This is a genomic window from Acinetobacter sp. GD03645, from assembly GCF_029845285.1.
GTDB lineage: Bacteria > Pseudomonadota > Gammaproteobacteria > Pseudomonadales > Moraxellaceae > Acinetobacter > Acinetobacter corruptisaponis.
Map to the genome: position 1 here is coordinate 114489 of NZ_JAOCLL010000005.1, position 17907 is coordinate 132395.

Genomic DNA, 17907 nt, shown 5'->3' on the forward strand with positions numbered 1-17907 from the left:
CAATACGAGTCGGTGTGAAATCCTCATGAATAAATTTATTTATCCTTTATTGTTACGCTATCAGAATTTCTGTTCACATTTAAAACATTTCGATGGAATTGCAGCACTTTCGTTAAGGCTGTTTCTTGTACCAGTTTTTTGGATGGCAGGTTCTAACAAGCTTGCTCATTTTACAGATACCGTTGAATGGTTTGGCAATCCTGATTGGGGACTAGGCTTACCCTTTCCAACACTGATGGCAACACTAGCAACTTCTGCTGAGCTGGGTGGTGCCATTTTATTAGCACTGGGTTTGGCAACTCGATGGATTAGTATTCCGTTGATGATCACAATGCTCGTCGCGATATTTACTGTGCATCTACCGAATGGTTGGCAAGCGATTGCCGACCCACAAGCACCTTTTGCCAATATGCAAGTGATGGAGTCTGCTGAAAAATTAGAGAAAGCAAGAGATATTTTAATGACTTATGGCAACTATGACTGGCTCACATCTAGTGGCTCATTTGTCATTTTAAATAATGGCATTGAGTTTGCAGTGACCTATTTTGTGATGTTACTTGCCTTAATTGTTTTAGGGGGTGGCCGCTATGTCAGTGTGGATTATTGGTTAAATCACTGGATTGAAAAGTTCCATGGTAAAAAATAACCACTGTTTGTAATATGATTTTGCATATACCTCCCAATATGGGAGGTAAGTAATATTAAAAAGTGAATTAACCTTTCTGTACCAAGTAGCGATATTCAGTATTGCTATTCTCATCCAGACTTTCTTCCTTGAGCAGAAGTTCATGCCCCAGATGCATACAGAACTTTGGAATATCCCAAGATGTAGAAGGGTCAGTTGCCAGCACCTCCACAATGTCACCTGCTTTGGCTTTTCGGATAGCCTGATGCAGCATCATCACAGGTTCAGGGCAACGTAAACCTCTTGTATTGATTTGAACAGCAGGAAGTTTTGGTTGTTCAGACATCGTAAAACTCAATTATTCGAATTTTCACATTTTAGCACAAAGCAATCCCATAGAAATCACCAGCAGCTTTTTGAAAAACTGTACGTTTTTTACATAGTATTCTTGATGCATATCCGCTTTTTCTTCGGTATGATGAAAATCATCTAATTGATATAGAGAGTCTTTAGGAAAGATCATGGTCGAGGAATCCAGTCCGTCGTGGGGTATGCGTGGCTTAAGAAAATGGTTAGGTACCGCACCTGAAACCCGCGATGAATTACTCAAGTTAGTTCAAGACTCACGTCGCTTTTTAGAGCCAGATACTGTTGCCATGCTTGAGGGTGTTCTCGATCTGCCAGCAACAAAGATTCGAGAGGTCATGACGCCACGTACAGCGATTATCAGCTTACAGGAAGATGACCAGTTACTTGATATTCTTCATGTACTCATCGATTCAGCACATTCCCGCTTCCCCGTGTTTTCAGCGGATCAAAGTGACAATGTGGTGGGTATCCTGTTGGCCAAGGACCTATTGCCTTTCTTAACTGAACGTAATGTCAAGGTGGATATACGCTCACTGATGCGCCAGCCTGTGTTTGTGCCCGAAAGTGCACGCTCAGACCAGGTGCTGCGCATGTTAAAGAATACCCAGACCCATATCGCCATCGTGATTGATGAGTATGGTTCAACCTCTGGCTTGGTGACACTTGAAGACATTCTCGAAGAGATTGTGGGTGAAATTGAGGATGAGCATGATATTGCGGATGAAGAAGCGTTATATATCGTGCCAGACAATGACCCAACCACAGCCAATACATGGATTGTGCAGGCACTTACACCAATTGAACATTTCAACACTATTTTAGATGCTGATTTTTCTGACGATGAAGTTGAAACTATGGGCGGTTTACTGCTGCAAGAAATTGGTTTAGTCAGCGATTTACAGGGTCAGACCATTGAACTTGGAGATTGGCAATTCACCATTATTGAAGCAGATGCGCGCACTATTCATCTGATTCGAGCTGTCCGTCAATGAGAAGCTATTTTGAAAAGCTGTTAAATTCATCTCAACCTCAAAAACAGCTTCCTTTTATTGTTCCACTGTTGATTGCACTGATCTCAGGCGCAATCTTCAGTCTGGCACTTGCACCGTATTATTTCTGGTGGCTGGCGATTCTGTCGCCAGCTTTGCTTTATGCGGTGTTACGTCAACGTAATCCTAAGCAGGCCTTTGCGCTTGGTTGGGCCTATGGTTTTGGTTTATGGTTTGTGGGGGCATTTTGGCTCTACACCTCCATCCATACCTATGGCGACACCAATGCCTTTTTAAGCATCCTGATGATTGTCTTTATGGCAGCCGCAATGGGCTTATTTACCGCTTTTCAAACATGGGCATATCGACGGTTTTTTCCAGAAACACCATTAACCTTTGCACCGCTCTGGGTGATGTTCGAATGGGCAAAAACCTGGGTATTTACAGGTTTCCCGTGGTTGTTTGCTGGATACGCATTTACTGAACGGCTGCTGGATGGCTATGCGCCTTTATTTGGCATTTATGCAGTTTCATTTGTCGTCATTGTGTTGGCATGTGCGCTGGTCGAAATTTTAAATCGACGCTGGTTTTGGGCCATTCCCTCCGCCTTGCTGGTGCTAGGGGCCTGGGGTGCTGGATTTATCCAGTTTGTTCAGCCAAAAGCTGCCAAACCACTGAGTGTGTCCCTGATTCAGGGCAATATTCCTCAAGACCTGAAATGGCTGACTGAATACCAGATCAAGACTCTGGAGATTTACGCAACCCTGACCCGTGCCGAATGGGGGCGTGACCTGATCGTTTGGCCTGAATCTTCAATTCCAATGTTCCAGACCGATATTCCTGAATTTTTGGATGCCATGGCGGCTCAGGCAAAGAAAACCGATACGGCCTGGGTGACGGGTATTCCATACTGGGATGTGACAAAGTCACAACAGGTGGGTGAACCACTGTACTACAACAGCCTCATGTCTTCAGGTAGTGATTCTCACGGGCTATATAAAAAGCAGCGCCTCGTACCTTTTGGGGAATATATTCCATTGTCAGGCATGCTGAAATGGGTACTGCCTGCCATGCAGAATGATGTCAGCATGAGTGGTTTCTCGCGTGGTGAAGCCAATCAGAAGCCACTGATCGTAAAAGGTCATGCACTCGCAGCCGCAATTTGCTATGAGGTCGCCTACCCGAACCTCACCCGCCGCAATGCATCCAATAGCGACTTTTTAATCACGGTTTCAAATGATGCCTGGTTTACAGGAACGGCTGGACCTTGGCAACATCTACAAATGGTGCAAATGCGCGCCAAGGAAAATGGTCGCTGGTTTATTCGCGCCACCAATACAGGCGTGACCGCATTTATTGACCACAATGGCCATATCGTGAAACAGGCACCTTTGGATGAGGAATTTGTATTACGTGGTGATTTACCCGCAATGCAGGGACAAACCTTATATAGTCGTTTCAGTGATTATCCAATTCTGATCTTCTCCATTCTTCTATTGGTTGTAGGCTGGATTTATCGTCCACGTAAAGTTGATGTTTCCTTTAAGTCACGTCGATAACCTACAGTAATTTTGTTCCCAGAGGCACATCAAACTCTGGGACACAAAGTGCAACTTCCCCATCTGCATTATGAAAGCCTGTCACCAAACATTCTGACTGAATGGGGCCAATTTGCTTCTTCGGAAAATTCACCACCGCCACCACCAGCTTCCCGACCAGATCTTCAGGTTGATATAACTTGGTGATTTGTGCACTGGATTTTCTGATCCCAAGCTCCTCACCAAAATCGACCTGTAGAATATAGGCTGGCTTTCGTGCTTCCTTAAAAACCTCTGCCTGAATAACTCTTCCTACACGTAATTCTACCTTTGCAAAATCATTCCACTCGATCTGTTGCATCTTTCCTCTCTTCTCTTGCATCGTCAGTTGAAGCATAGCGAATTTAGCCGCCTCAATAAATACACCTGTTTTTATTTCCAATCTTGATACTTCATGCTAAATTAATGTTGCTGATCATAAAGCCGTAAACGTTTACGTCAATCAACGTGCCAACATATCTCCAACAAGGCTTGGAGCTATGACATCAAGATATTTTTATATTTTGGTCAGGCACTGGCGTTTGTTGGTTTACGGAGTAAAAAATGCAGAGTTCAAAATCTTCTTCCTTTAATTTTCAAAAGCTCCCAAGTCGGTACGCTTCCATCGTTTTACCTTTCTTCCTCTCCATTATCATGACTTTTATTGTGTCATGTATTAGCACGCTGCGAAGTATGGGCCTCGAGCAGTTTTCCTTTCATACCTGGATATCTGCCTGGGGAATTTCATGGCTCATTGCGTTTCCTGTCTTGTTGCTGGTATTGCCTATCGTTCGTAAAATCACGATGCTACTGGTACGACCCGCTTAAATTTGAAGAATAAAAAACGTAGATTTTAAATCTACGTTTTTGGCCCTAACTATTCAGGATATTTAAAATACAACAGATAAGTGCACGGATAAATATGCAACCAGACTCGATAAAAATAACATCGGAATATAGCGGTAGGCTTTAAACAACAATTGCTCATATCTCGAAATCATCTCCTGATTATCCCATACCGTTGTTTTTAATGCACTTAGGAAACACAGCACAAACCATGCGCTCAACATGCTCAATGCAAAAAATCCAATCATGATCTGGCTACTGCCCTCTGTGGTCTGCCACAGGCTTAAGGCACCCTCACTGATGGGCAACAGGCTTAAAATGAACAACACAGACTTAAGCATTGTCCAATGAAACTGATTCAGTTCATCCAACATAAAAAATGCTTTCATCTGATGACTCCATACTTGATTTAAATGGTCTGAATTTATTATGCAAAGCTTCGATATAAAGAGAAAGTCTATTTCCCTACATAGTTTCTATTTCTTGTAACTATTAAATATGGGAATAGTTCTTATTATAACTCTCAAATATCATCTATTTTAATAGTTCTATATTTTTCAAAATATTATATTTTATTTACGAATTAAGAAACATTATCACTTCACTCCTGATTTATTTTATTTAAAAAGTGAAGTGATATTTTTGATTAGTTATTATGGCTGATAATAAATATCAGCATCATTACCCTCGCCGCCCTCTTTACCATCCGCACCAAAGGAATATAAATCAAATGGACGGCCTTCACGGCCTGGAATCACGTACTGCAAGTCATTTTCCCAGCTGTCTTTAGGATAGCCACCCTTGACATAGCCACCTGGCAACCAGTTCTTTGCAGAGGCAGGCTGATTTACCAAGGCATCCAGACCACCATCCTGCATGCTTGGATAACGGCTATTGTCCAGTTTGTATTGATCCAGTGCGCCAGCAACACCTTTCAGTGTGATCTTGGTGGTGTCCACCTTGGCTTTTTCACCACGCCCCATCACGTTGGGTACAATCAGCGCAGCCAATACACCTAGAATCACAATCACCACCATCACTTCGATTAGGGTGAATCCAGATTGTTTATTCATCATTTTGGTCTGTGTATTGTGCTTATTCATTTTCATCTCAAACATCAAATTTCCTAGATCATATTATTCATATTAATAATTGGCAACATGACCGCAATCACAATCACCAATACAATTGCTGCCATAAAGATCAGCATCAGTGGTTCCAGCAATGCCAGCAAGGTGGAGATAAAGGTTGTGACTTCCCGATCCTGCATGGTCGATGCCCGATCCAGCATGCGGTCCAGTTCACCCGAAGCCTCACCACTCCGAATCATTTGTACCATCATTGGTGGGAAATAACCGCAACGCTCCAATTGTGTTGCCAAATTACCACCTTCTGTTACACGTTCCATCGCCACTTCAATCGCATCGCGAATCACCCAGTTATTGCTCACTTCCGCGCCAATGCGTAATGCCTCAACCAAAGGTACGCCCGAACGGGTCAGGATTGACAGCGTACTGGCAAAACGCGCCGCATTTATACCACGCGAAAGTTTACCAAACAGTGGCAACTTGAGCGTTAAACGGTCAAATGCATAATGCCCTGCTGTGGTTCTGAGAAAGCGGGTAAACAGGATGATGATAATCACGGCAAGGATCAGCATCCCTATCCAGGTATGGCGAATAAAAGTACTGGCTTTCATCAGCAGCACCGTAATCCACGGCAATGCTTCCTTGCTTTGCTCAAAAGTTTTGACAATTTCAGGCACCACATAGGTCATCAAGCCCATCACAATCCCAAATGACATCAGCATCAGGATAATTGGGTAAATCATCGCGCCCTGAATTTTCTTCTGCATGGCAAAGCGGTTTTCAGTGTAGTCTGAAAGCTGGTCTAAAATCAGGTCCAGATGCCCTGAACGTTCCCCTGCCGCAACCGTTGCAATATAGAGCTCAGGAAAACGGCCAGATTGCTGCATGGCCTGAGCCAGTGAATGACCTTCCAGCACTTTAGAACGCACGGCGATCAACAAGTTTTGCACATGGGCCTTTTCGCTTTGTTTACTGACCGCACGCAAGGCTTCTTCCAGCGGAATACCTGCCGCAACCAAAACTGAAAGCTGACGGGTCATCAATGCCAGGTCATAGGCACTAAAACCCTTTCTAAACCATGAGCGCTGTTGCTGTTTGTCTTTTTGTTCAACCGCATCGACCGCAAGCGGTGTCCATGCTTTATCTCGTAACTGTTGACGGATTTGGCGCGCGGAATCTCCCTCAAGCACACCTTTATGTTGCTTTCCCGAAGCATCAAGCGCAGTAAATTGATAAGCAGGCATGGTTCTGTTCTAATTGTCCCAAAATAGTTGTCGTTACCGTTATATCCGTGTATGAGATGGGGAACGAGTGTTCCGCAAGAAATTCATCGACATAATGCACAGCACTTTAGCATAATTCAACAACATGCAGTCATGCCATTTTATACCTGATTGAAGCCTATATGCCGAACCAAGATTCCAGCGCCATTGTTTACCGTATTCGAGTTGCCATTCCTGTCTATATTTATGACACGTTTGACTATACGGTCAGTGCCGAGCAATATGCGCAGGCACAAGTTGGCGCACGCGTTGCGATTTCGTTTGGACGGCAGAACCTGGTTGGGATCATCACTGAAAAGGTTGATCCAAACGAAGCATTTACAGGTCAATTTAAGCTTAAAGCCATTACCGAACTGCTCGATCAGGAAGCAATTCTAGACCAACAAGTTTTAACTTTATTGACATGGTCAGCACAGTATTACCAATTTCCAATTGGCGAAGTCATGCAAAGCGCCTTACCCACCTTACTCAGGCAAGGCCGCGCCCTAGATATCCTGTTTCATCAATGGAAAATCGTTCCGCATGATGATCCTAATGGGTTATTGAAACGCTCGCAGAAACAATATGATGCCTACCAGATTCTCAGACTACATCCGCACGGAACCACAGAGAACATTTTAAACCTGAGTGGTGTGGAAACCACCACGCTTAAAGCGCTGGAAAAAAAGGGACTGGTGCAATGCCAGCTTGAACCGCATGATTTCACGCCAATGCCTGTACAGTTGGCACAAATGCCACTCACAGCCAATCCAGACCAAAAGCAAGCCATTCAACAGATTTCAAAATCGCTGCATCACTATCAGGCTTTTTTACTGGATGGCTTAACAGGCAGCGGTAAAACCGAAGTCTATCTACAAGTCATGCATGAGGTGTTAAAACAGGGCAAACAGGTGCTGGTGCTGGTGCCTGAAATTGGCCTGACTCCGCAAACCGTTGCCCGTTTTAAGTCTCGCTTTCACTGTGATGTGGCCTTGCTGCATTCAGGTCTGAATGACTCAAAACGCCTACAGGCCTGGCAGCATGCCCAGACGGGTAAAGCTTCAATTGTGATTGGCACACGCTCAGCAATTTATACGCCCTTACCCCGTCTTGGGCTGATTATTCTGGATGAGGAACATGATCTTTCCTATAAGCAGCAAGAGGGTTTTCGCTACCATGCCCGTGATGTGGCACTGTATCGTGGGCACTTGCAACAATGTCCTGTAATTTTGGGGTCAGCCACACCAAGTATTGATAGCTACCATTTAGTCGAGTCTGGAAAACTGCATTTACTCGAATTAAACCAACGGGCTGGTGTTGCAAGCCTGCCCAAAATGCATGTGATTGACCTAAAGGTGGCAAAAAAACAGCATGGCATCAGTCAAACCTTGATTGACCAGATCAAGCAGACACTGGAACGCAAGGAACAGGTGCTCATCTTTCTCAACCGCCGTGGCTATGCGCCTGTGCTGATCTGTGAAAGCTGTGGCTGGCAAGCCAATTGTCCGCATTGTGATGCACACTTCACCCTGCACTCGCAACCCTATCATTATCTGCATTGTCACCATTGCGGCACCATCCACCGTTTGCCTGAACACTGCCCTGAATGCCAGCAGCAAACCCTCAAGAGTATCGGTGCAGGCACAGCAAAAGTTGAGGAACACCTGAATGAACTGTTTCCACATCATGAAGTGATTCGGGTTGACCGCGACAGCACCAGTCGGGTGGGGAGCTGGCAGAAGATTTATGACCGTATTCAACAAAACAAACCAACAATTTTGCTGGGTACGCAAATGCTGGCAAAAGGGCATCATTTTCCCCATGTCACTTTGGTTGCCATTCTGGATATTGATGCAGGTTTATTGAGTGTGGATATCCGTGCGCCAGAACGTACCGCACAGTTGATTGTTCAGGTTGCGGGACGCGCGGGACGTGGTGAACACAAGGGCCATGTCTATTTGCAAAGCCTACGCCCTGATCATCCTATGCTGACCACACTGATTGAACATGATTATCGAACTGTGGCCAAACAAATGCTGGCTGAACGCAAAATAGCGTTATTGCCACCCTATCGTTATGCTGCACTGGTTCGGGTTGAATCTAAAGATAGAGAGTATAGCCAACAATTCCTGTCTGAGATTGCCCAGCAATTCAAGGCGATGGCAGCAGATATTGTTGATATTTGGGGCCCTATTCCTGCACCGATGGAACGTAAAGCAGGTCGTTATCGGGCGCATATGGTGATTTTGTCTGCTGATCGGGCAAAACTGCATTTTTATTTACGTCAATGGTGGCAACAAGTGGTACATTTACCTCGTCAGCATCAGCTGAGACTGTCGATTGATGTTGATCCACAAGAGTTTAGTTAGAACTCAATATGAGAAACATAAAAATTTGAGGCATTAGATGTCCTTACTGCTACAAATCATTTTGTTATCGCTTGCGACCTTAATCTTTGCACCATTGGCAAAACGCTATGCCTCAACCCCTGTTTTGGGTTATCTGATCGCAGGACTGTTGCTGGGTTCTGGTGTTTTTAATCTGATTGATGATGCAGGGCTAATCAGTCAACTGACTGACTTGGGCATGGTCATGTTGATGTTGTTTCTGGGCTTTGCCTTTAAACCGCAACAACTCTGGGCACAGCGCCATAATCTGATGATCAATAGTGGATTGCCACTGCTATTCACCATTATTTTTCTGGTCAGTGCCAGTTTTTTCATCTTACAGGATTTTCTAAAAAGTATTATTCTCGGCTTTGCACTTGCCCTGTCATCGGTCACCCTTGTACAACAACTGCTTCAAAATAAAATACAAATCAACAGTAAATTGGTGCAGACTGCACTACCCAATCTACAGTTATACACCCTGTTTGCAGTGGTTCTAATTGGCTTGTTTCCCCTACTGGAAGAGACTGCATCGACCCAGCATGGAATCGCCTATTTCGCCGCGATCATTGCCACCATTTCAGGTTTGTTTCTCGCCAGCCGTTATCTGGTTCGTCCTACCTTTCGCTTTTTGGCACATCGCCACAGTATTGAGCTGATTCCAGTTCTGGGATTATTGATTGTTCTCTCAGTGCTTTTAATCATAGATATTCTCAACATCCATACACTGATTGGCGCTTTTCTGGCTGGCATCTTACTGGCAGAGACTGAGTTTAAGGTGGAAGTTGAACGGATAATCTCCCCGTTTAGAGATGCGGCAATCGGGTTGTTGTTCCTTGCCATAGGACTGGGACTTTCCCTCACTCCCCTGCTACAGTCACCTTTATTCATTCTGGGTTCCATCCTTGGATTATTGCTGATTAAGGCAACTGTGATTGCGGCAAGCAGTTATTATCAGCACCATTCTGCCAAGTTCAGCCTTGGACTGTCCATCCTGCTGGCACAAAGCGGTGAACTGTCTTTTATTCTGCTAAAAATCGCTGAAACCGAACAGTTACTCAGCAAAGAGATTTTGCAACCGACCTTGCTGATCATATTTGGTTCAATGCTGCTCACCCCACTGCTGTATTGGATAATGAATGCCAAAATCTTGCCCTTGGTGCAGAAAAAAGCGCCTAAACATGCCCATGATGTGCCACAGCATCCGATTCTGATTGTGGGCTTTGGACGTTTTGGGCAAGTCGTTGCACGCGTATTACATGTGCAAGGTAGGCAATTCAGTGTGATTGACAGCAACCAGCCCGATGCCGACTTTATTGAACAATATGGACACCATTTCCTGGATGCCGATGTCACCAAAGTCGAAAATCTGCGTGCGGCGGGCATTGAATATTGCAAACTACTGATTATTGCCATTGATGATGTTGAGGACAGCATGAATCTGGCGCGCCATCTTTGTTTAAATTATCCAGACCTGAGCTTACTGGTGCGTGCGCGTGACCGACATCATGCCCATTTATTGCATGATTTAGGCATTCAGCATGTTTGGCGTGAAACCTATCTGTCTTCACTTGATATGGCTCAACAGGCACTGGTTGAAACTGGATATTCAATTGAGGATGCACAGGTAAAAATCAGCCAGTTCCAGCAGCAGGATCAACAGTTGCTGAAACAGTCGCCTTGGTATCATGATCAGTATGAAACAATGGACAATTATCCCAATGCACTTGCTGAACTTGAGTATTTGTTTGAAAATATAAAATTTGTTTCTCCTGAACGCCTGCCTGATGATCAGGCGACACAAACTGATGCAAAATCGCCGCATGAAACATCTTGAGTTTTGGCAAAGCGCCACCATTATTGACTGCATACCCCCATTCACCCACTTGTGCAGCCATTCAGGCTTGGCAAGTCAAAGCGTTGTTTGTGCGCTGTACGGAATACTGGAGAAAAAGATGTCTGATTTACGCCAACGCTTTTATATTGAAGACTGCCCTGTTCGCGGTGAGGTGGTTCATTTGGAAGAAACGCTGCAAACCATTTTGGCACAACGTGAATATATGCCTGCGGTGCAAAGCCTGCTGGGTGAAATGCTCAGTGCCACCGCCTTACTGGCAAGTACCCTTAAAATCCGTGGTCGTATCAGCCTGCAAATTCAGGCCAATGGCACATTCAAGTGGGCAATGGCGGAATGCAACCACTTGGGTGAAGTGCGCGCACTGGCGGATTATGAAGATGACCCAAGATTTGTAGAGGGGTCGGACAGCCGTACTGTACTTGCGTCACTCAGCAGTCCTGTTCTATTTATCAATATCGAGCCTGAGCATGGCGAACGCTATCAGGGGATTGTGCCACTGGATCAACCAACACTGGCAGGTTGCCTGATGCAGTATTATGACCTGTCTGCACAGATTCCAACACATATTGTTCTGGCAACCAACAGTAAACGTTCGGGTGGCTTACTGATTCAGTTGCTGCCGCGCAATGATGAGGAAGAGCAGAAACTGGTGGATGAGGATTTATGGCCACGTCTGACCATGCTGACTGAAACACTAAAACCAGAAGAGCTGACCGACCTGCCAGCCAACGAAATCCTGTACCGCCTGTATAATGAAGAAGAAGTACGTTTACCTGATGTTGAGCAGTTAAAGTTTGGCTGTACCTGTTCCAAAGCACGCTGTGCCAATGCCCTGATCCAGATTGGGGTGGATGCAGTACACGAAACGCTGGAAGCACAGAATCCAATTCAGATGGATTGCCAGTTCTGCAATACACGCTATGAGTTTAGCGCCGAAGAAGCTTTGGCCCTATTTGGTGAGCATTTGAGTTAAGCTGTTTATAAAGCCTTTATATCATGATGTAAAGGCTTTCGCTGCATTGACCTAAGGAGATGATCCAAAATCTTAATGATTATAAAGAAATATCAATAATACAGACTATTAAAAACTTGTCACTTTTTTACGTTTTCCAACAACCCTGTATTTCCCCTATCAGAAAAAATCATCCTTTGGTATTTTAATCAGAGGAATAGAATGAGTGTAGTTATAAATACATGGATCGTTACAGCCAACACTATAACAGATTAGTCGAATTAATTTATCAGATTCCATTAAGCCTAAATGGATGGAAAAATTTTGGTGACCACTTAAATCAAATTTTAGATTCATCTCTTGTACATTTGCTCGCTATGGATTTTAAACGTCAGGCTCTTTCCTACAGTTACGCAGTAAGTATTATGCCAGAGGCACTTATTGCAAGCACTGAAGTGCACTATTTACACTACCCTGTAGAAGCAGATCCCCGTTGGACAAGTTTTCTTGCACCAGAACGTAAAGGATGGTATCAGTGCCATCATCACTTAAGTGATGACTATGTTGCTCATTCTGATCTTTTTCAACATGTGTTTTTGCCTATTCAGGTGCGCTACACCTCTGCACATGAATTAATTTTGGATGAAAAAATTTGTGTTTTATGGGGAATTAGCACTTCATTAGAGAGGCAACCTTTAACTGAGGATGAGCTTGCATTTTTAGATCGGCTTTTGGTGCATTTAAAACGAGTTGTAACTATTCAACGCCATATTTTTGAATTTTCTTCCAAGGCGATTATGGGCTATGCCCTGATTGATAAACTCGCACAACCAATCATGTTGCTAAATCTCACAGGAGAGGTATCACACTGCAACCTCGCCATGCAACAGCTACTTAGTCAAATGAAAACAATTAAAATTGAAAAAAATTATTTAAAATTACCTGAACCTTATCAGGAAAAGTTTAGTGAAAGTCTAAAATATATTGAATTTTCACATAAATACCAACAACTTTTACCAGAGCAAAAACTAGAAAATGGCTGTATTAAAATCATCAATCAAGAGAATGACATTTTGTATATCTTTGTCAGCGCTTTGGTCTCTGAACAGGAAATTAGAGCATTCGGTATACGCCCACAAGTCATGTTGACATTTTATTCATCAAAGCAATCTGTCACGATTGATTTTCATCTCTTATATGCTGCATTTAATCTAACCCCTGCTGAATCACGGATCACTTTAGATTTATTAGATGGGTTAGCACCTAAGCAAATTGCGCAAAAAAATCTGGTTCAGGTAGATACCATACGTAAACATATTCGATCAATCTATAAAAAAACAGCCACCAACCGACAAGCCGATTTAGTTAAGCTCCTATTAAATATGCCACGTTATTATTAGTGTACATATCATGCTTATACCCAATATTGGGAATAGACATATTAAAGCCCGTTTCTCACAATCATAAGTAATTAAGTTTGTGAGAATAGAGATATGAACAAAAAAATATTATATATGCTAATGTGTAGTAGTGCTTTGGGCATAGCAAGTTGTGGTGGGGGTGGTGATAACAATACATCATCAAATAAAGATAGCAGCAATTCAACTCAATGTAGTAGTTCACAATATTTAGAAAACAATCAATGCAAAGATAAGATCGCCCAGAACATTACTTATTTTAATTTACCTGAAAGTATTGTGATTGGAAGCTCATATCCACTTTATGCAAAGTTAAGTTCAGAACTTACGGCAACATTTACTAGTCAAACCATAGATGTATGTACCATCATAAATCAAGAGAAAGTGCAAACCATTGCAGAGGGTACGTGTATTGTTCAAGCATCTCAACCTGGGAATTCAAAGTTTCTTTCTGCTCCATCAATACAAAAAACTATAACGATTAACCCTGAAAGCCTTTTGACTAGAACTGGCGTAACATTATGTGCGAATCAAGATTACAATGAAATACCATGTCATTTAATTGAAACATTAGGGGCGTTTTTTGGGTTGGGGCAAGATGGGGAAACCAAAATAGGAAAAGAGTTGAGTTATACTTTATTAAATAATAATGGTTCAGAATGTATAAAAGACAATGTCACAGGATTAATATGGGAAAAGAAAACTGATGACGGAACATTAAGAGATAAAAAATGGCTATATACTTGGTATGATCCAGAGATTTCTTCAAATAATGGTGAACCAGTCGTTAAAGATACTGCTGAATTTTATAGAGACTATGACAATAAATCAATCCGCATGGGTAATTCTCCCTCTTATACAAATGATCAAAAAACTGATGGTTACTCCTGTGGAAAAACCATTAGTAAATGTAATGCTCAAGATTATATAAATGAGTTAAATAAAATAAAGTACTGTGGTTATAGTGACTGGAGAACACCTACACCTCAGGAATTCTATTCAATTATGGATTACTCTGGAAAACAATCTGAAAACCCTAGATATGGAATAAGTGGTGATTACTGGACTAATATGAAATACGTTTACTCTGAAATAAATACAGGAGTCGTCGACCATATCCCACCTTCTACTGCCCCAGTTCATGCAGTACGTTAAAACATATCATCAGGAGAAATAGAATGAAAAAAATCGCTCTTATTATATGCTGTTATTTTGTATCTTCCAGTCATACTATATATGCGCAAACCTGTAAAACAGGAGCGATAAAATCGACTCCAGATACAAACTTTGAAATTATAGGTGATGGCAGTGAAGTTAAGGACAAAATCACAGGACTCATATGGCAACGCTGTTTCGCTGGACAAATATGGAATGGCAGTGAATGTATAGGGGAAGCAAATCAATTCCAATGGTTAGATGCTTTAAAGGAAACCAGAAAATTGGGGAAAGGCTATAGATTACCCAATGCAAAAGAAGCCATGAGTATCATTGAACATTCCTGTATTTATCCAGCATTTAATACAAAAATTTTTATGGATGGAAAATGGACTCAGGATATTCAGCTTACTCGCTCTATTTGGACATCAACACCAAATGGAGAGAAGCATATTTATACTGTATGGAGTGGATGGGGAAAATTAACCTCAACTCAAAGAACCACATTAAATGGTGTTAGAGCCGTACGAGGTGGCTGGTAATTTACTTAGTGCAAATTGCTTTTTTAATTGATAAACAATTAAGGATGATTAATTCATCCTTATTTTCATTCAAACTCATGTCAATAACCAATAATAACTGGGCAGTAAATAGCTGAGTAAAAACCATATCTCATCCATGCCATAGATTTGTTTTTCAGCAACAATATCCCCACATATTCCCTCTTTTTTTTCTCCCTCAATCGTCAAATAATAGAATGAAAAGCAATAGATAAGACGATAAAGAATGCCAAAAGATTATTATGAGGAACTAGGGGTTACACGCGGTGCCTCTGCCGACGAAATCAAGAAAGCCTATCGTAAATTAGCAAAGAAATATCATCCAGATATTAGTAAAGAAGCAGATGCTGAAGCCAAAATGCAGGCGATTAATGTCGCCTACGATACCTTGGGTGACGCCACTAAAAAGGCTGAATATGACCAGATGCTGGATCATCCACAGGGCTTTGCAGGCTTTGGTCAGGGTGCGGGCGGATTTGGTCAAGGCACGGGTGGTTTTGATGGTTCCCAGTTCTATCGCCAAAGTTCAGGCGATGGTGGTGCAGACTTTAGTGGTTTTGAGGACTTGTTCGGCCGTTTTGGCGCAGGGTTTGGTGGCGGGCAGCAGCGTTCGCAACGCCAGCAACGCAGTTACAAGGGCGAAGACCAGCATGCCAGCATTCAAGTTGATTTAGACATTGCCTATCACGGTTCGACCCAGCAAATTACCCTACAGATTCCGACCTACAATGCCTATGGTGAGCCTGAGGTACAGCGCAAAACGCTGGAAGTCAAAATTCCAAAAGGCATGAAAGAGGGTCAGCAGATTCGTCTCAATGGGCAGGGCCAGAGTGGCATCAATGGTGGTGAAAATGGTGACCTGTATATTGAGATTCAATACAGGGATACAGACCGCATCCATGTGGAGGGAGCCGATGTCTACCAGACCATTGATGTAAGCCCGTGGGAAGCGGGTCTGGGCCAGAGCATTGAGGTTTCCACCCCTGCTGGGCAGTTGAAAGTCAACCTCCCTAAAAATGCTAAGAACGGGCAGCAACTACGCTTAAAGGACAAAGGGATTCCAAACAAGACCGCAGGTCATCTCTACCTGATCATCAATATTGTGTTACCGCCAGCGCACAGTGAACAGGAACAGCAGGCCTATCAGCAGTTTGCCGATGCCTTCTCCACTTTCCGACCTCGTGCCTCATAAGGAGCAAGATCATGACAACCATTCAATACAAAGAAATTCAATATAACGGTCACTGCCAGGTTGAAATCATTGATGAACAATTGGCACTTGATCTTGAGCATTTTGCCGAAGCCTGTGGTCAAAGCACCGACTGGGTACTCAAGTTGATCGACTACGACATTTTGCAGATTCAGGTTGATCCGCAAAGCCACCAGTTCATTGGTGAAGATGTTGCCCGCGCCCGTCGTGCCTACCGTTTACAGCGTGACTTTGATGCCAGCCTATCTGCAGTTGCGGTGATGCTGGACCTGATTGATGAAGTGCAGCAACTCCGCAGGCAGTTAAAACATTTTCATTGAGTTTGGGAAATGACCAAATCCACTATTTAAGTTTGGTCATTTTCTCAACCTCTTTGAGGGTTTGTTTAATCGGTTCATAGTCCAGAAACCAGAGCAGATTCAGGTTGCGTTGTTTATGCTGCTGTGCCAGTAGGTCAATGACGCTACGCTCACCCCGCCCCACCAGATGCTGCTGATAGAAATAATACAGCAACAGCACTGTACTCAACAGCATCACCGCCAGCATGATCCAGAACCCGACAGGAGACTTTAATCCTGGAATAAACTCAAAGTTCATTCCGTAAATTCCCGTCAGCAAGGTCAGGGGTGCGAATACGGCGGTGATGATCGCCAAAATCCGCATATTTTCATTGGTCTGGTTGGCAATCGCCGAAAAGTGTAAATCAATGGCCGATTGAATGGCGTTTCTCAAGCGTAAGGTATGCTTTTGCACACGCTCAACATGGCTCATCAGGTCATTCAGCCGAACCAGAAGAATGTCCTGGGTTTTGTGTTTATGTTCACTGACCACATGATGGTAGTTGTCCACCAGCTCATCCCGAAATTCCTGCAAGGTCTCAATCTGTTCCTCACACAGGTTCTCAATCTGCTGGAATGCCATATCCTCATGGAATAGCTGATGCCATTGCTTAAAACGGCGGTTGCCCTGCAACAGTTGCTGTTGCCAGTATTCAACACGGCGTGTCAGTGGGGTGCGCAGGTTGAGGTAGCCATCAATCATGCTGTTGAGCAGGCGCAAACAGAGATCCGCTGGGGTACTGGCCAGTTTACGTGGTTTATTCTGCTCTTCAATCGCCCGCCCCATAATGGTCTGGATGCGTTGGATATAGCTTTCCACCGCCTTATTGCCCTGCTCCCTTAAACTGATCAGGACATTCGGCGTTAAGATAAAACTCATCGGTGTGGTGGCCAAGCCAAAAACACTTTCATGAGATTCCAGTGGACTGTCACTTTCATAAATCTGGTCGTCTGGGCTAATCAGTTTGCGGAACACCAGCAGGTCATATTCCTCGACACTGTCGAAAGCACAGGGATGTTCGATGTTGAGCAGGTCGCGCATATGAAACTCATTCAAAACCAGTCCTGTGTGCTCATAAACATTGTTCTGCCAGGATTCTGTATGGTTGACCAGATCCTGCCTTAAACTATCCACCCACAAAAATTCCAGCGTATGTTCTGATTGTTCTTCGGCACTAATAAAAATCGTATCTTCACTGTTATGACGATAAAAATAATAAAGCTGCATAACCCTGATATTCATCCAAATCCTAAAAATATCATGCCATAAAAA

19 protein-coding genes are annotated in these 17907 nt (G+C 43.4%); 12 read left to right on the top strand and 7 right to left on the bottom strand.

Annotated features, from left to right (window positions below):
• Positions 1-25: 25 nt before the first annotated feature.
• Positions 26-646 carry a DoxX family protein gene (locus N5J47_RS05560; protein WP_279959776.1) on the top strand — a complete coding sequence of 207 codons (621 nt, stop codon included), beginning with the start codon at positions 26-28 and terminating at the stop codon, positions 644-646.
• A gap of 67 nt (positions 647-713) precedes the next feature.
• Here N5J47_RS05560 and tusA read toward each other — a convergent pair whose 3' ends face one another.
• Together tusA and N5J47_RS05570 are read right to left on the bottom strand one after the other, a co-directional pair.
• Positions 714-971: a sulfurtransferase TusA gene (gene tusA, locus N5J47_RS05565; RefSeq protein WP_279959777.1), complete on the bottom strand. Its 258-nt coding sequence runs from the start codon at positions 969-971 to the stop codon at positions 714-716.
• 24 nt (positions 972-995) lie between these two features.
• Positions 996-1148 carry a hypothetical protein gene (locus tag N5J47_RS05570; protein ID WP_267981216.1) on the bottom strand — a complete coding sequence of 51 codons (153 nt, stop codon included), beginning with the start codon at positions 1146-1148 and terminating at the stop codon, positions 996-998.
• On the opposite strand from N5J47_RS05570, the gene N5J47_RS05575 reads away from it, so the two are divergent.
• Positions 1147-1986 carry a CBS domain-containing protein gene (locus tag N5J47_RS05575; protein ID WP_004656129.1) on the top strand — a complete coding sequence of 280 codons (840 nt, stop codon included), beginning with the start codon at positions 1147-1149 and terminating at the stop codon, positions 1984-1986. The genes N5J47_RS05570 and N5J47_RS05575 overlap by 2 nt on opposite strands.
• The gene (lnt, locus tag N5J47_RS05580; RefSeq protein WP_279959778.1) at positions 1983-3542 is read left to right on the top strand and encodes an apolipoprotein N-acyltransferase; all 1560 of its coding nucleotides are present in this window, start codon (positions 1983-1985) and stop codon (positions 3540-3542) included. Before N5J47_RS05575 ends, lnt begins: the two co-directional genes overlap by 4 nt.
• A gap of 1 nt (position 3543) precedes the next feature.
• Here the strand turns inward: lnt and N5J47_RS05585 are convergent, their stop codons facing one another.
• The gene (locus N5J47_RS05585) at positions 3544-3882 is read right to left on the bottom strand and encodes a tRNA-binding protein (RefSeq protein WP_267981218.1); all 339 of its coding nucleotides are present in this window, start codon (positions 3880-3882) and stop codon (positions 3544-3546) included.
• A 242-nt stretch (positions 3883-4124) separates the two neighbouring features.
• On the opposite strand from N5J47_RS05585, the gene N5J47_RS05590 reads away from it, so the two are divergent.
• A complete protein-coding gene (locus N5J47_RS05590; RefSeq protein WP_279959779.1) occupies positions 4125-4388 on the top strand; it encodes a DUF2798 domain-containing protein in 264 nt (87 codons plus the stop codon).
• Between the two features lie 62 nt (positions 4389-4450).
• Here N5J47_RS05590 and N5J47_RS05595 read toward each other — a convergent pair whose 3' ends face one another.
• From N5J47_RS05595 to gspF, 3 genes are all read right to left on the bottom strand, one after another.
• A complete protein-coding gene (locus N5J47_RS05595; RefSeq protein ID WP_279959780.1) occupies positions 4451-4795 on the bottom strand; it encodes a hypothetical protein in 345 nt (114 codons plus the stop codon).
• 264 nt (positions 4796-5059) lie between these two features.
• On the bottom strand, positions 5060-5515 hold the full coding sequence (gene gspG / locus N5J47_RS05600; RefSeq protein ID WP_279959809.1) for a type II secretion system major pseudopilin GspG: 456 nt from the start codon (positions 5513-5515) through the stop codon (positions 5060-5062).
• 17 nt (positions 5516-5532) lie between these two features.
• Positions 5533-6738 (bottom strand): type II secretion system inner membrane protein GspF, encoded by a 1206-nt coding sequence (gspF, locus tag N5J47_RS05605; RefSeq protein ID WP_267981222.1) that lies wholly within the window; start codon positions 6736-6738, stop codon positions 5533-5535.
• Positions 6739-6899: 161 nt separating this feature from the next.
• Here gspF and N5J47_RS05610 point away from each other — a divergent pair, with 161 nt between their 5' ends.
• From N5J47_RS05610 to N5J47_RS05645, 8 genes are all read left to right on the top strand, one after another.
• Positions 6900-9125, top strand: a complete 2226-nt coding sequence (locus N5J47_RS05610; protein ID WP_279959781.1) for a primosomal protein N' — start codon at positions 6900-6902, stop codon at positions 9123-9125.
• Positions 9126-9162: 37 nt separating this feature from the next.
• Positions 9163-10980, top strand: a complete 1818-nt coding sequence (locus N5J47_RS05615) for a cation:proton antiporter (RefSeq protein ID WP_279959782.1) — start codon at positions 9163-9165, stop codon at positions 10978-10980.
• A 118-nt stretch (positions 10981-11098) separates the two neighbouring features.
• Positions 11099-11974 carry an Hsp33 family molecular chaperone HslO gene (locus N5J47_RS05620; RefSeq protein WP_279959783.1) on the top strand — a complete coding sequence of 292 codons (876 nt, stop codon included), beginning with the start codon at positions 11099-11101 and terminating at the stop codon, positions 11972-11974.
• 221 nt (positions 11975-12195) lie between these two features.
• A complete protein-coding gene (locus N5J47_RS05625) occupies positions 12196-13353 on the top strand; it encodes a helix-turn-helix transcriptional regulator (RefSeq protein ID WP_279959784.1) in 1158 nt (385 codons plus the stop codon).
• 93 nt (positions 13354-13446) lie between these two features.
• Entirely contained in the window at positions 13447-14526 is a 1080-nt protein-coding gene (locus tag N5J47_RS05630) for a DUF1566 domain-containing protein (RefSeq protein ID WP_279959785.1), read from the top strand.
• A 23-nt stretch (positions 14527-14549) separates the two neighbouring features.
• Positions 14550-15068 carry a DUF1566 domain-containing protein gene (locus N5J47_RS05635; protein ID WP_279959786.1) on the top strand — a complete coding sequence of 173 codons (519 nt, stop codon included), beginning with the start codon at positions 14550-14552 and terminating at the stop codon, positions 15066-15068.
• Between the two features lie 244 nt (positions 15069-15312).
• Complete coding sequence (locus N5J47_RS05640; protein ID WP_279959787.1) at positions 15313-16278, top strand: DnaJ C-terminal domain-containing protein; 966 nt, start codon at positions 15313-15315, stop codon at positions 16276-16278.
• Between the two features lie 11 nt (positions 16279-16289).
• A complete protein-coding gene (locus tag N5J47_RS05645; protein WP_267981230.1) occupies positions 16290-16616 on the top strand; it encodes a chaperone modulator CbpM in 327 nt (108 codons plus the stop codon).
• A 22-nt stretch (positions 16617-16638) separates the two neighbouring features.
• Here the strand turns inward: N5J47_RS05645 and N5J47_RS05650 are convergent, their stop codons facing one another.
• Complete coding sequence (locus N5J47_RS05650; RefSeq protein WP_267981260.1) at positions 16639-17862, bottom strand: magnesium transporter CorA family protein; 1224 nt, start codon at positions 17860-17862, stop codon at positions 16639-16641.
• Between the last annotated feature and the right edge of the window lie 45 nt (positions 17863-17907).